This is a genomic window from Pacificibacter maritimus, from assembly GCF_003814915.1.
In the GTDB taxonomy this organism is placed as follows: Bacteria; Pseudomonadota; Alphaproteobacteria; order Rhodobacterales; family Rhodobacteraceae; genus Celeribacter; species Celeribacter maritimus.
In genome coordinates, this window is record NZ_RKQK01000001.1 from 568,323 (window position 1) to 580,541 (window position 12,219).

Sequence of the window (12,219 nt, forward strand, 5' to 3'; positions counted from 1 at the left end):
TTGCGCGCTTAATGCATTGCAGCAATCAAACGGCCCAAAGCAGCACTTGGATCGTCTTGGCCCCAGATCTCATCGCCTATGGCAAAGAAATCGGTATGCGGCGCAAGGGTTTTGATCGTCTCGGCGTCCAAAGCACCCTCGGCGACGACTGGCACTTCGATCATCTGTGACCACCATTCAAACAGCTCCTTTTCGGCCTGCTCGCCTGTGCCCAAAGCATTCGGGCCCGCAGGTCCAAAGGCGATATAATCTGCGCCGATCTCGCCTGCTGTCATGCCGTCATGGCGGGTCGCACCACAATAGGCGCCAACGATTGCGTCTGCGCCCAAGGTTTTACGCACTTCGCGCACAGAACGCGCGCCATCAAGCAAATGAACGCCGTCAAGCCCGTGCTTTTCCGCTAACGCCACGTGGGAATCGATCACAATCGCCACATCTTTCGCATGGCAGATTTCGCGCAGTGCATCGGCTGCGCGGCCCAATTCAACTTCGTCTTTGCTGGCCATAGCCATGCGCACACAGCCGATGTCGTGATCCGCTAGAACTTTTTCCAGCTTGGCAGGAAAGCTGTCCAAATCGAATGCCGCAGGCGTCAAAAGGTAGATTTGTGGCACTTCGGGTTGAGATTGGTCAGACATGGGCGACTCCTTTGGCTTTGGGTCGATATAACGTGTTTGTGGCCCCTGTGAAAGCCTTTGCGCATCACGCTTGGCTTGCGATTTTGTGCGCTTGGCCCTAACACAAGCGAAAGCAGTTTTGCACCAGACGACAACCACCACAAAGGGCCTTTTGTAATGTCAGATACAATGTCAGACGATAGCCAAGATTTTGACGTGACAGGTCCAACCCCGACCTTTGTTTTGGTACGCCCGCAAATGGGTGAAAACATCGGCGGTGCCGCGCGGGCGATGTGGAATTTCGGTCTTGATCGGATGCGTATCGTTGATCCGCGTGATGGCTGGCCCAGCCAAAAAGCCATCGCCATGGCCTCTGGCGCAGGGCGTTTACTGGACGAAGCAGGCATGTATGACACCGTGCCCGATGCTTTGGCCGATTGTGATTTCGTTTTTGCGACCACAGCCCGTATGCGTGATATCACCAAACCAGTGATGTCCCCTGAGCGCGCCATGGAACATGCGCGTGCGATCATCGCCAAAGGCGGCAAGGTCGGGGTGATGTTCGGGCCTGAACGCGCGGGACTGGAAAACGAAGATGTCATCCACGCCAATGCGCTAATAACAGTGCCGATAAATCCAGAGTTTCCATCCCTGAATTTGGCACAATGTGTTTTGCTGACCGCCTATGAATGGCGCCGCCAAACCGCTGATATCATCCCTGAAGTGGTTGAAATGGCGGGCACGGATTGGGCGGGCCATGTGGAAATGGAAAAGATGGGGGATCACTACGAGGAGACGCTCGAACAAGCTGGTTTCTTTTTCCCAGAAGCCAAAGCCGCCAGCATGAAATTGAACCTGCGCAACATGTGGTCGCGTATGCCGATGACCAAAATGGATGTGCAGATGATGCACGGGATCATGCGCCAGATGAAGCGTTGGAAAGATCGCGGATAGCGCACAGACCTTGGCAGGATCACTATTTACGCCGCTGCGGCTCCAAGTCGCGGCGGTTTTTGCCATTTTGGCCCGTTTGAGTGGCCAAAGCAGGCGTTTGATGCCTTGCCCTTCGCCCTTTCGCTGCCTAGTTTCTCACGCAACACAGGCCTGTCCCCTCATCTCGGTGAGGCATTGCTTTTAAAGAGGTTCGCATTCATGGCGCAAAAACCAAACAGCACACGCAGCATTTTCCAAGAGGTCGGCACAGATGAAAAAGCCGTCGCAGCCCCAAAAGGTGGTCTGATCGATACAGGGCGTGCAGGGGCGCGCAAAGGCATCCGCGCTTGGCTGATACTCTTGTTTGCTATGGTGCTTTTGATGATTGCTGTTGGAGGCATGACGCGGCTTACAGATTCAGGTCTGTCGATCACAGAATGGAAACCTGTGACAGGGGCCATGCCGCCCATGTCTGCCGAACATTGGGCATCTGAATTTGAAAAATATCAACAAATTCCAGAGTATAAGCTGCAAAACGAAGGGATGTCCCTGTCAGAATTCAAAACCATCTATTGGTGGGAATGGGGCCATCGCCAACTTGGGCGCACTATTGGGCTTGTGTGGTTTTTGGGCTTTGCAGGCTTTGCTTTGGCGCGAAAAATCCCGACAGGCTGGACCAAAAAACTTTTGTTCATCGGCGCTTTGGGCGGGCTGCAAGGCGCGATTGGCTGGTGGATGGTTGCCTCTGGTTTGACAGGGGATCGTTTGGATGTGGCCTCATACCGATTGGCCACGCATCTGGGGCTGGCCTTTGTTATTTTCGGATTTATCACTTGGTATGTGTTTGAACTTGGCAGGTCGCAAACGGATCTGATGCAGGCGCGGCGTCATAAAGATGCAAAGCTTGTCACCAAGGCCACAGGCATGATGCATCTGGCGTTTTTACAAATCTTGTTGGGTGCTTTGGTTGCGGGCATTGATGCTGGGCGCGGCTTCACAGATTGGCCTTTGATGGGGGGGCAGTTTTTGCCGCCCGATCCCTTGAGCCTGACGCCTGTGTGGCGCAATTTCTTTGAAGATGCAGGGCTTGTGCAATTCATGCACCGTATGATGGGCTATATCTTATTTGCTTACGGCATGTTGGTATGGATTAAGGGACGGAAATCGGCCAATCGCAGTACCCAAGCTGCCTTTAATATGATGGCAGCTGTGCTGTTTTTGCAGATGGTTTTGGGCATTGTCACGGTTTTGAATGGCGCGCCTATGCACTTTGGTTTGGCGCATCAACTGGGGGCAGTCGCGCTGTTTGTGGCCATTTTGCGCGCACGTTTCCTCAGCAGCTTTCCCAAATCCCAATCTGTTCGAGGGGCATAATCCATGAGCGCATTCACTGATCTGATGGCCTATGAGAAAATCACGCAAGCGCTAGGATCTGTCGCGGGGCGGCTGAACTGGGATCAAGAAACAATCATGCCAGCAGGCGCCAGTGCGCAGCGCGGCGAAGAACTGGCGGCGATGGAAACCGTGTTGCATGCGCGGCGTACAGACCCGCGCGTGGGCGACTGGTTGGCCGCGATTGAGGGGCATGCTTTGGACCAAGTGCAGGCGGCGAACCTGCGCGAGATCAAAAAATCATATGCGCGCAACACCAAAGTGCCCGCTGCTTTGGCCGCTGAAATTGCGAAGGTGACATCATTGGCGCAAGGTGTTTGGGCCGAAGCGCGCGCAAGCGATAATTTCGCGCATTTCGCGCCGATGTTTCAACAGGTCGTCGCGCTGAAACGTGAAGAAGCCGCCGCGCTTGCTGAGGGTGGGGATCTGTATGACGCGATGCTGCAAGACTACGAGCCTGGCGCAACAGCGGCGCAATTGTCGGATATGTTTGGCGCATTGCGCCCCCGTCTGACAGCGCTGCGTGATAAGGTTATGGGGGCCGACCAGCCCAAAGGCGTCAGCGGCACCTTTGATGCTGATGCGCAGATGGCGCTGACGCGCGAGGTGGCCAAAAGCTTTGGCTATGACTTTAATCGCGGGCGGATTGACAAGGCCGTGCATCCGTTTTCCAGCGGCTCTGGTGCCGATGTGCGCATCACCACGCGCACCTCTGAAGATGATCCATTCAATTGCCTCTATTCCACCATCCACGAGGTGGGCCACGCCTGTTACGAGCTTGGTATTGATGATCAGCATATGTTGACGCCGCTCGGTGCGGGCGTCTCTATGGGCGTGCATGAAAGCCAATCGCGTATTTATGAAAACCAATTGGGCCGTTCGCGTGCCTATACCGAATATCTATACGGCAAAATGCGCGATAAGTTTGGCGATTTTGGCATCAAGAACGCTGATGGGTTTTACGCGGCTGTAAACCGTGTCACCCAAGGCTATATCCGCACCGAAAGTGATGAAATCCAGTATAATCTGCATGTGCTTTTGCGCTTTGATCTGGAACAGAAAATCATCAATGGCGCGCTTGAAATTGCTGATTTGCCTGAGGCATGGAATGCAGGTTTTGAAGCTGATTTTGGCGTGAAAGTCGACAAAGTATCAAACGGCTGTTTGCAAGATGTGCATTGGCCTGTTGGGCTGTTCGGCTATTTCCCGACCTATTCATTGGGCAATGTCTATGCGGGCTGTTTGAACAAAGCTCTGCGTGATGATCTGCCTGATTTGGACAGCAGCTTATCCCAAGGTATTACGACACCCGCCACAGATTGGCTGCGTGTTCACCTGCAACAGTTCGGTGGGCTACGCGCCCCCAATGAAACTATTCAACATGCCTGCGGATTTGCGCCGAATGAAACGCCCTTGTTGGAGTATCTAGAGGCAAAGTTCAGCGACATATACGGTCTGTCATAATGGCAATTTTGATGGATCGCGCAGCACTTGAAGACCACCTTAGGGGCGATTTCGGCCCTCTGGGCGATGCTTTGCAGATCGAAACTGTGACGCCAGAAGCTGTGACTTTGCGCCTGACACCTCGCGCCACAGAAATTCGCCATGGCGGGACTGTGTCTGGCCCCGCTTTGTTTTTATTGGCCGATGTTGCGTTTTACATGGCGGTTTTGGCGAAGGCTGGGCCCAAGAAAATGTCAGTGACGGTCAGTGCTTCGATTGATTATCTGCGCCGACCTGCGGGTGATTTGCCTGTTTTGGGCGAAGCGCGCGTTCATAAACTGGGACGGTCATTGGCCATGGGGCAGGTTTTGATGCGCAATCCTGACAGCGATGACGTTTTGGCGCAAGCGCAGCTGACTTTTGCCTTGCCGCCAAGCTAAATCGCAGTCCTTTTACACAGCATTATGGGCAATGAACCAAGGTTCAACACGCGCACGGATAAAGGGCCAAAGGGCAGGCGCACCACGGCTGATTTTGTCGCCGACACGGGTTTCAAGCTGTGCAAGCGTCACATTGTAAACCCGCCATGATCCACCGTCATTTGCAAGATTATGTAACACAGGCTGGGCACGATCAATGGATTTGGTAAAAATCGCTGTCGGTGTTTCGGCCTGTTCGAATTCTTCCCAAATCTGGCGCAGGGCTTTGCCTTGATCGGTGGGTAAAAGACCAAACAAGCGATCAGCGGCTTTGATTTCGGCCAGTTCTTGCGCTCTATGCGCCTCTGGCGTCACTGTGCCGTGGATCGGATTATCCCCTGCATCAACTTCGACAATATCGTGTAAAAGCATCATCACCAGTGCCGTATAAAGATCTATATCCCCCCGCGCTTGATCCGCCAGTGTCAGGGTGTAGAGCATCACATGCCACGAATGTTCGCCCGAATTTTCAGGCCGAGAGCCATCCATAATCGGCGTTGCGCGCAGCACAGATTTCAAACGATCCGCTTCGCACCAATAGGCATAGCGCTGCTCCATCACAGGATCAGTGGCACGGTTTTCAAATTTGGCCAAGGTGAAATCATACAGCGCAGGCAAAGTATCTTTGATCCGAAAAGCACGCCCAGAGCGCAGGTTTTTTTCCACAATGTCGCGTTCTTCGACAAGTTGCTTTTGTGCTCCGATACATTGCAATGCAGGGGCGAGAAAATCGATTGCTTTGGCATATCGCGCCGTCGGGCTTTGCATGGCTTCAAATTCTTGCCAAATGGCGGTGAAGCTTTGGTATTGTTCTTTGGGCAAAAGTCCGAAAATGCGCTGTGCAGCCTTGGCTTCGGCCTGTTCAATCTCTTGGGGATTGTAAAGGATATGGATCGGATGATCGCCTGCATCTATTTCAACGATGTCATGCAAGATCAACATTTTGAGTGCCAAACACAGATCAACATCATCAGGGGCAATCGGCGCGCATAAAACCGCCAAAAGCGCTGCATGCCACGAATGTTCAGCAGAGTTTTCAAACCGCTCTCGCGTCATGATTTGATTGGCGCGCTCAACAGTTTTAAGCTTATCCGCTTCAAGCAAAAAGGCGTATTGGGCATCAAGGCGGGCTGTTTGATCGCTGGATGTCACGTTAGACTTCTACATCATCTTCTGAACTTGGTGGCGGGGCCGTAGGAGACAGCCCCGCTTTATGTTCTTTGACACGTTGCAAAATATAATCACGGGCACGGCGTTCGGCCAATCGCACACGGGCTGCGGTGTTAAACGCTTCTTGTGTGGTTGTGGATGTTGCGCCAATCACTTGCGATACCTGTTGAATGAACTGTTCATCGCCGATTGCATTCATAGCTTTGATTGCATCTTTGGCCAGCTCATCGGCCAGATCGTCCATGATCCCCATGATTTGCGTCCTTTAGCGTGTGTTTTCAGTCAAACGGCGACGCACATAGGCGGTCACATGTTCGATCAATTCTTCCATGTAGTCATCTTCGAAAAAGTGGCCTGCGCCTTCGATTTCGGTATGGGTGATGGTAATGCCTTTTTGTTCGTGCAGTTTGTTGACCAAAGCATGGGTGTCTTTGGGCGGGGCCACACGGTCGGCTGTGCCGTTGATCATCAAGCCAGATGACGGGCAGGGGGCCAAGAAAGAAAAGTCATACATATTTGCGGGCGGTGACGCTGAAATAAAGCCAGTGATTTCTGGGCGGCGCATCAAAAGTTGCATGCCGATCCAAGCGCCAAAGCTAAAGCCCGCAACCCAGCAATGTTTCGCGTTGGGGTTCAAGGATTGCAAGTAATCCAGCGCTGAGGCCGCATCAGACAATTCGCCGATACCTTGATCATATTCGCCTTGCGACCGACCAACGCCGCGAAAGTTAAAGCGCAACACGGTAAAGCCCATTTTGTGAAAGGCGTAATGCATATTGTACACGACTTTATTGTTCATCGTGCCGCCAAATTGCGGATGCGGGTGCAAAATAATTGCGATCGGTGCGTCTTTGGCGCGTTGGGGGTGGTAACGGCCTTCTAGGCGGCCTTCTGGGCCTGGAAAAATCACTTCGGGCATTGAGGTCCCTGTCTCCTTAGGTGTTCATATCTGTGGCTGTCGCAATGGACAGTTGCACAGTGAACGCCCTGTATGGGGTGTCGTTTTGTGCTCGTTTTGCGGACCCGTTACAGCTATAGTTGACGTATTAGCTCAGGAACTTTAGAAGCATTCTAAACTAAACGCTCTAATAGGGCGCACGAGATGTCATGGAGTTAAGGCTCCAAGGCGCTCACGTCAATGTTTTTGCACATAAATTGCCCCTTTTGCAGGGGAATCATGGCGAATAGTATAGTGGATCACGCGACTCGTGGGCTTTGCTGCGCGCGAGAGACCCAAATTTGGAGAACGGTACATGAAACTCTCAACAAAAGGTCGCTATGCGATGGTCGCTTTGGCGGATCTGGCGCTGCAAAAAGACGACTGCTTGCTGTCTTTATCGGAAATTTCCAAGCGCCAAGACATATCGCTGCCGTATCTTGAACAGTTGTTCGTAAAACTGCGCCGCGCTGAATTGGTGATCTCTGTGCGCGGGCCAGGCGGTGGCTATAAATTGGCTAAATCGCCCTCTGATATTCGTGTGTCAGATATTTTGGAAGCTGTCGATGAAACTGTATCGGCCATGCATACGGGCGCGGGCGCGTCTGGCGGCGTGTCGGGCAGTCGCGCGCAATCCATGACCAACCGCTTATGGGAAGGTCTGTCAGCGCATGTTTACGTGTTTTTGCACCAAACGCGCTTGTCTGACATCACGGGCAACGGCTTGCGCCCTTGTCCTGCGGTGCCAAACCTGTTCGAGGTTGTCGATGATGAAAAATCTGAAGTCACTCAGACCAAGGATGCTGTCGAAGAATGACTCGTATGGCGCGCACATATCTGGATTATAACGCCACAGCCCCATTGGCGCAGGCCGCCAAAGAGGCGATGATCGCTGCTATGGATGTGGTGGGCAATCCGTCTTCTGTGCATGGTGAGGGGCGCATAGCAAAAGGGCTGATTGAAAAGGCGCGCGCGCAAGTCTCTGACGCTTTTGGCGCAAGTTCCGCGGATATTGTTTTCACTTCGGGGGCGACAGAAGCTGCGGCTTTGGCCCTGTCTGGGCGGGGTTTGGCCTGCGCGGATGTCGAACATGAGGCTGTGTCTTCATGGTGTGATTCTTCGCTTCTTGTTGATCGGCAGGGTAAAATTACTTGCACAAATCCAACATTGAATGCGGTACAACTGGCTAATTCCGAAAGTGGAGTTGTACAAACTCTACCCGAAGGCTTGGCTGTGGTGGATGCCACACAGGGCTTTGGCAAGCTGCCGATCGCGTTCAATTGGATGGGCTGCGATATGGCACTGATTTCAGCGCATAAGCTTGGCGGTCCAAAGGGCATCGGCGCTTTGGTGTTAAAACAAGGATTAGATGTTTCTGCGCAAATCTTAGGTGGCGGTCAGGAAATGGGACGGCGCTCTGGCACGGAAAACCTGCTTGGGATTGTCGGCTTTGGGGCTGCTGCTGCTGCCAATGCGCAAGAGATGGCCAATGGTGTTTGGGAGGGCATCGCCGAGAAGCGTGATCTCTTACAAGCGCGCCTTGAAGATGGGGCGGATGGCATCATATGTGTTGGGAGAGAGGCAAAAAGATTACCCAATACGCTGAGTGTGATCACGCCTGATTGGAAAGGGGAAACCCAAGTGATGCAGATGGATTTGGCAGGGTTTGCCGTGTCTGCGGGCTCGGCCTGTTCCAGTGGCAAAGTGAAATCCAGCCGCGTTTTGCGCGCCATGGGGTATTCAGAGATTGAGGCCTCATGCGCGATGCGCGTGTCTTTGGGCCCTGAGACGACAACAAATGATATAGAGCGGTTTGCCAAAGCTTGGCTTTCGGCATATGCCCGTTGGAAACAGCGCGCCGCTTAATGACTACGCAGCGCAGCCGCGCTGAAACCAATACAATGGGCCAATGCGCCTGATAGATACGCACGTAAGGAATGTTCCGCATGGATGACAGTTCAGTAAAAGATAAAATGCAAGCGAAAGAAGGTGTTGAACAGGACACAGTCGATGCCGTGCAAGCGCTGGCTGGCACGTATAAATACGGCTGGGACACCGATATCGAAATGGAATATGCGCCCAAAGGCCTGTCCGAAGATATCGTGCGTTTGATTTCCGAAAAGAACAACGAACCTGAATGGATGCTTGAATGGCGCCTAGAGGCCTACCGCCGTTGGTTGACTTTGGAAGAACCCGATTGGGCCATGGTTGAGTACCCTGAAATTGATTTTCAGGATCAATATTACTATGCGCGTCCAAAATCGATGGAAGAAAAGCCAAAGTCGCTTGATGACGTTGATCCAAAGCTTTTGGCAACCTATGAAAAGCTTGGTATTTCTTTGAAAGAACAAGCCATTTTGGCAGGCGTTGAAGGCGCAGGCGAGACCCCAGCAGATGGGGAGCGCAAAGTGGCTGTTGATGCGGTGTTCGATTCCGTTTCTGTTGGCACGACCTTTAAGAAAGAATTGGCCGCAGCAGGCGTTATTTTCTGTTCTATCTCTGAGGCGATTAAAGATCACCCTGAGTTGGTCAAGAAATACTTGGGCACAGTTGTGCCTGTTTCCGACAACTATTATGCCACTTTGAACTCTGCTGTGTTCTCAGATGGGTCATTCGTTTACATCCCGCCAAACACCAAATGCCCGATGGAATTGTCGACCTATTTCCGTATCAATGCGGAAAACACTGGCCAATTCGAACGCACTTTGATCATCGCGGATGAAAAATCCTACGTGTCCTACCTCGAGGGCTGTACAGCGCCGCAGCGCGACATCGCGCAATTGCACGCAGCTGTGGTTGAGATCGTTTTGCTAGACGACGCAGAAGTGAAATATTCGACCGTGCAAAACTGGTTCCCAGGCGATGAAAATGGTAAGGGCGGCATCTACAACTTTGTGACCAAACGCGCGGATTGCCGTGGCGATCGGTCAAAGGTGATGTGGACCCAAGTGGAAACAGGCTCTGCTGTGACATGGAAGTACCCGTCTTGTATTTTGCGCGGCGATGACGCGCAGGGCGAATTTTATTCCATCGCCATCGCAAACAATATGCAGCAAGCTGATACGGGCACGAAAATGATCCACCTTGGCAAGAACACCAAGTCGCGGATCGTGTCCAAAGGGATCTCAGCGGGCAAGGCGCAAAACACATACCGCGGTCAGGTGACAATGCATCCGAAAGCCAAAGACAGCCGCAATTACACCCAATGTGACAGTTTGCTGATCGGATCTGATTGTGGGGCGCATACCGTGCCTTATATCGAAGTGCGCAATAACACATCGCGTGTCGAACATGAGGCAACCACATCTAAAGTGGATGACGATCAACTGTTCTACTGCCGGGCACGTGGCATGGGCGAAGAAGAAGCCGTGGCCTTGGTGGTCAACGGGTTCTGTAAAGATGTCTTGCAAGCCCTGCCGATGGAATTTGCCATGGAAGCGCAGGCTTTGGTCGCGATTTCATTGGAAGGCTCAGTCGGCTAGGTATGACGGCTTTCTTGCGCAGCACGCGGTTTAGATACGCATGGATGGTATCCCTGATTGCAGGGGTACTGTTTCCATTCGTGTCGGCTTTGAGCGCGCGGGGCAGTGATCTGGGGTATTTGATGCGTGTGAACCAAGATTTCTTGCCCAAAACGTTCAGTTTTGCGGCCGTTTTCTTTGTGATTCAATGCACTTGGGGCGTTTTCTTGCATCGTCGTGATTTGAAGGCAAAGGGTGATCCGAAGCCATGACAGAACACGGATTTTCCGCATCAGGACCAGAATTGACCTTTCCGTCTGATGTGGCCCAGCTTGTGCGCGCGCATTACGATGCAGCTACAACGATTTTGGAATACGGATCGGGCGGATCAACCGCGATGGCGGCGCAGATGACGGGGAAAACTGTGTTTTCCGTTGAAAATGCGGCCCCTTGGCACGCCTCTATGCAGGCTTGGTTTGATGAAAATCCGCCAGTCAGCACGGTGCATCTGCATCTGGAAAAGGTCGGCAAAACCAAAGATTGGGGCTGGCCTGTCAATGAAACACGTTGGCGGCGTTACCCATTGTATCCTTTGTCTGTTTGGCAACGTAATGACTTTCAGCACCCTGATTTGGTCTTGATTGATGGGCGCTTTCGTGTGGGATGTTTCTTGGCCACGCTTTTGTCGATCACAAAGCCCGTTACGGTTTTGTTCGATGATTATATCGGACGCGAAGACAAATATAATCTGTGCGAAAGCTTTGCGCAGATCACACAAACAACGGGGCGAATGGTTAAATTTGACCTGACCCCAACGGTTTTAGACCCCAAGCGTTTGCTGGATGTCGTGACCGCTTTTGGCAAAATTAACTAAAGAGCAGCCCTATGACCCCTGACCTTATTTCTCTTATTGCGATTAAATCCAGCGGTGTGGCTGTTGGTGTTTTCATCGGCGTTTTGATCGGCCTGTCTATGCGCGCCAATAAGGGAAATCGCAGCGGTCTATTCCGCGATTCCATTTATGCGACTGCCTTTTTGGCCTCTATGGGTGCTTGGGCAATCACAATCCTTTTGCGCATGATCATGGTCTAACCCCTGATGACCTTAGGCCGCCCATTCATACGCACGCAAGCACCCCAGACGTGTCAGATGACCTTGATCACACAGGGTCATGTGCTGCGTCCTATGGGGCGGCGTAAGCTGGGGGCAGCCGCGCATGGCTATCGCACAAGGGGCGCTTTGGTGCCGGTAAATTGCCATAAGAACAGCAGTTTACGTTGGGTAATCCATGCGGGTAACAAATCTTTGACGCTCCAACGCCACCATTTTTTCACATTTGTTCGGCATTCATATTCGCATAACGCAAATAGAGTTGCTGGATCATGGGGAAGTTTTGGCGATGAAGCATCAAACAAACTTTGCAGACCGCTTGGCGCGGATCGATGCGGGCAAAGCCAATGTCTGCGGAACGGTCTATGTGGGGGAGACGTCACAAACGTCACGCAAAACTACGAAACACCGCAAATCCACGTCACTGCCCGACCTGCCGCCATCTCGTTTGGTCGTAATGACCAAAGGCGGCGTTTCGGGGCTTTTGCAAGTGGCTTTGCTGGGCACAGGGCTGGTCTACTATCTCAGTCAAACCAGCCTTTAACGCGGCGGCAAAAAACGCCCAAAACCTATAAAAATTCATCTGGTGTGTTTGCCTTTCCGGCGCATGCCACGTACTGTCACCTCAACGCACACGCGCGCCTGCCAAATGGAAACATTTGCGCGGGCCTTTCCGT

The 12,219-nt window shown here is 52.5% G+C and carries 14 protein-coding genes; 10 read left to right on the forward strand and 4 right to left on the reverse strand.

Annotation, left to right across the window (positions count from 1 at the left end):
- Nucleotides 1-8 precede the first annotated feature (8 nt).
- Nucleotides 9-638, reverse strand: a complete 630-nt coding sequence (locus EDD53_RS02635) for a thiamine phosphate synthase (protein WP_123791640.1) — start codon at nt 636-638, stop codon at nt 9-11.
- 156 nt (nt 639-794) lie between these two features.
- Between EDD53_RS02635 and EDD53_RS02640 the strand changes: the two genes are divergently transcribed.
- The 4 genes from EDD53_RS02640 to EDD53_RS02655 all read left to right on the forward strand — a co-directional run bounded on the left by EDD53_RS02640 (nt 795) and on the right by EDD53_RS02655 (nt 4,825).
- The gene (locus tag EDD53_RS02640) at nt 795-1,571 is read left to right on the forward strand and encodes an RNA methyltransferase (protein WP_246002164.1); all 777 of its coding nucleotides are present in this window, start codon (nt 795-797) and stop codon (nt 1,569-1,571) included.
- A gap of 198 nt (nt 1,572-1,769) precedes the next feature.
- The gene (gene ctaA / locus EDD53_RS02645; RefSeq protein ID WP_123791641.1) at nt 1,770-2,924 is read left to right on the forward strand and encodes a heme A synthase; all 1,155 of its coding nucleotides are present in this window, start codon (nt 1,770-1,772) and stop codon (nt 2,922-2,924) included.
- Nucleotides 2,925-2,927: 3 nt separating this feature from the next.
- Nucleotides 2,928-4,406 (forward strand): carboxypeptidase M32, encoded by a 1,479-nt coding sequence (locus tag EDD53_RS02650; RefSeq protein WP_123791642.1) that lies wholly within the window; start codon nt 2,928-2,930, stop codon nt 4,404-4,406.
- Complete coding sequence (locus EDD53_RS02655; protein WP_123791643.1) at nt 4,406-4,825, forward strand: PaaI family thioesterase; 420 nt, start codon at nt 4,406-4,408, stop codon at nt 4,823-4,825. Before EDD53_RS02650 ends, EDD53_RS02655 begins: the two co-directional genes overlap by 1 nt.
- Nucleotides 4,826-4,837: 12 nt before the next feature.
- Here EDD53_RS02655 and EDD53_RS02660 read toward each other — a convergent pair whose 3' ends face one another.
- From EDD53_RS02660 to EDD53_RS02670, 3 genes are read right to left on the reverse strand one after another with little or no spacing between them, the layout of a single operon-like run.
- Nucleotides 4,838-6,016, reverse strand: a complete 1,179-nt coding sequence (locus tag EDD53_RS02660) for an HD domain-containing protein (RefSeq protein WP_246002166.1) — start codon at nt 6,014-6,016, stop codon at nt 4,838-4,840.
- Nucleotide 6,017: 1 nt separating this feature from the next.
- A complete protein-coding gene (locus tag EDD53_RS02665) occupies nt 6,018-6,287 on the reverse strand; it encodes a hypothetical protein (protein ID WP_123791644.1) in 270 nt (89 codons plus the stop codon).
- Nucleotides 6,288-6,299: 12 nt separating this feature from the next.
- On the reverse strand, nt 6,300-6,953 hold the full coding sequence (locus EDD53_RS02670) for an alpha/beta hydrolase (protein WP_123791645.1): 654 nt from the start codon (nt 6,951-6,953) through the stop codon (nt 6,300-6,302).
- Between the two features lie 334 nt (nt 6,954-7,287).
- Here EDD53_RS02670 and iscR point away from each other — a divergent pair, with 334 nt between their 5' ends.
- The 6 genes from iscR (at nt 7,288) to EDD53_RS02700 (ending at nt 12,086) form a co-directional block, all read left to right on the forward strand.
- Complete coding sequence (gene iscR / locus EDD53_RS02675) at nt 7,288-7,788, forward strand: Fe-S cluster assembly transcriptional regulator IscR (protein ID WP_123791646.1); 501 nt, start codon at nt 7,288-7,290, stop codon at nt 7,786-7,788.
- Nucleotides 7,789-7,793: 5 nt separating this feature from the next.
- Complete coding sequence (locus EDD53_RS02680) at nt 7,794-8,837, forward strand: cysteine desulfurase family protein (RefSeq protein WP_123792373.1); 1,044 nt, start codon at nt 7,794-7,796, stop codon at nt 8,835-8,837.
- A gap of 80 nt (nt 8,838-8,917) precedes the next feature.
- A complete protein-coding gene (sufB, locus tag EDD53_RS02685) occupies nt 8,918-10,453 on the forward strand; it encodes a Fe-S cluster assembly protein SufB (RefSeq protein WP_123791647.1) in 1,536 nt (511 codons plus the stop codon).
- A 247-nt stretch (nt 10,454-10,700) separates the two neighbouring features.
- On the forward strand, nt 10,701-11,306 hold the full coding sequence (locus EDD53_RS02690) for a hypothetical protein (protein ID WP_123791648.1): 606 nt from the start codon (nt 10,701-10,703) through the stop codon (nt 11,304-11,306).
- Between the two features lie 11 nt (nt 11,307-11,317).
- A complete protein-coding gene (locus EDD53_RS02695; protein WP_123791649.1) occupies nt 11,318-11,524 on the forward strand; it encodes a hypothetical protein in 207 nt (68 codons plus the stop codon).
- A 307-nt stretch (nt 11,525-11,831) separates the two neighbouring features.
- Nucleotides 11,832-12,086, forward strand: a complete 255-nt coding sequence (locus tag EDD53_RS02700) for a hypothetical protein (RefSeq protein ID WP_123791650.1) — start codon at nt 11,832-11,834, stop codon at nt 12,084-12,086.
- The last annotated feature ends 133 nt before the right edge of the window (nt 12,087-12,219 follow it).

Bases quoted from the DNA above. Each gene is read 5' to 3' on its own strand.
- EDD53_RS02635 (WP_123791640.1), bottom strand. From the start codon at position 638: ATGTCTGACCAATCTCAACCCGAAGTGCCACAAATCTACCTTTTGACG.
- EDD53_RS02640 (WP_246002164.1), top strand. From the start codon at position 795: ATGTCAGATACAATGTCAGACGATAGCCAAGATTTTGACGTGACAGGT.
- ctaA (WP_123791641.1), top strand. From the start codon at position 1,770: ATGGCGCAAAAACCAAACAGCACACGCAGCATTTTCCAAGAGGTCGGC.
- EDD53_RS02650 (WP_123791642.1), top strand. From the start codon at position 2,928: ATGAGCGCATTCACTGATCTGATGGCCTATGAGAAAATCACGCAAGCG.
- EDD53_RS02655 (WP_123791643.1), top strand. From the start codon at position 4,406: ATGGCAATTTTGATGGATCGCGCAGCACTTGAAGACCACCTTAGGGGC.
- EDD53_RS02665 (WP_123791644.1), bottom strand. From the start codon at position 6,287: ATGGGGATCATGGACGATCTGGCCGATGAGCTGGCCAAAGATGCAATC.
- EDD53_RS02670 (WP_123791645.1), bottom strand. From the start codon at position 6,953: ATGCCCGAAGTGATTTTTCCAGGCCCAGAAGGCCGCCTAGAAGGCCGT.
- iscR (WP_123791646.1), top strand. From the start codon at position 7,288: ATGAAACTCTCAACAAAAGGTCGCTATGCGATGGTCGCTTTGGCGGAT.
- EDD53_RS02680 (WP_123792373.1), top strand. From the start codon at position 7,794: ATGGCGCGCACATATCTGGATTATAACGCCACAGCCCCATTGGCGCAG.
- sufB (WP_123791647.1), top strand. From the start codon at position 8,918: ATGGATGACAGTTCAGTAAAAGATAAAATGCAAGCGAAAGAAGGTGTT.
- EDD53_RS02690 (WP_123791648.1), top strand. From the start codon at position 10,701: ATGACAGAACACGGATTTTCCGCATCAGGACCAGAATTGACCTTTCCG.
- EDD53_RS02695 (WP_123791649.1), top strand. From the start codon at position 11,318: ATGACCCCTGACCTTATTTCTCTTATTGCGATTAAATCCAGCGGTGTG.
- EDD53_RS02700 (WP_123791650.1), top strand. From the start codon at position 11,832: ATGAAGCATCAAACAAACTTTGCAGACCGCTTGGCGCGGATCGATGCG.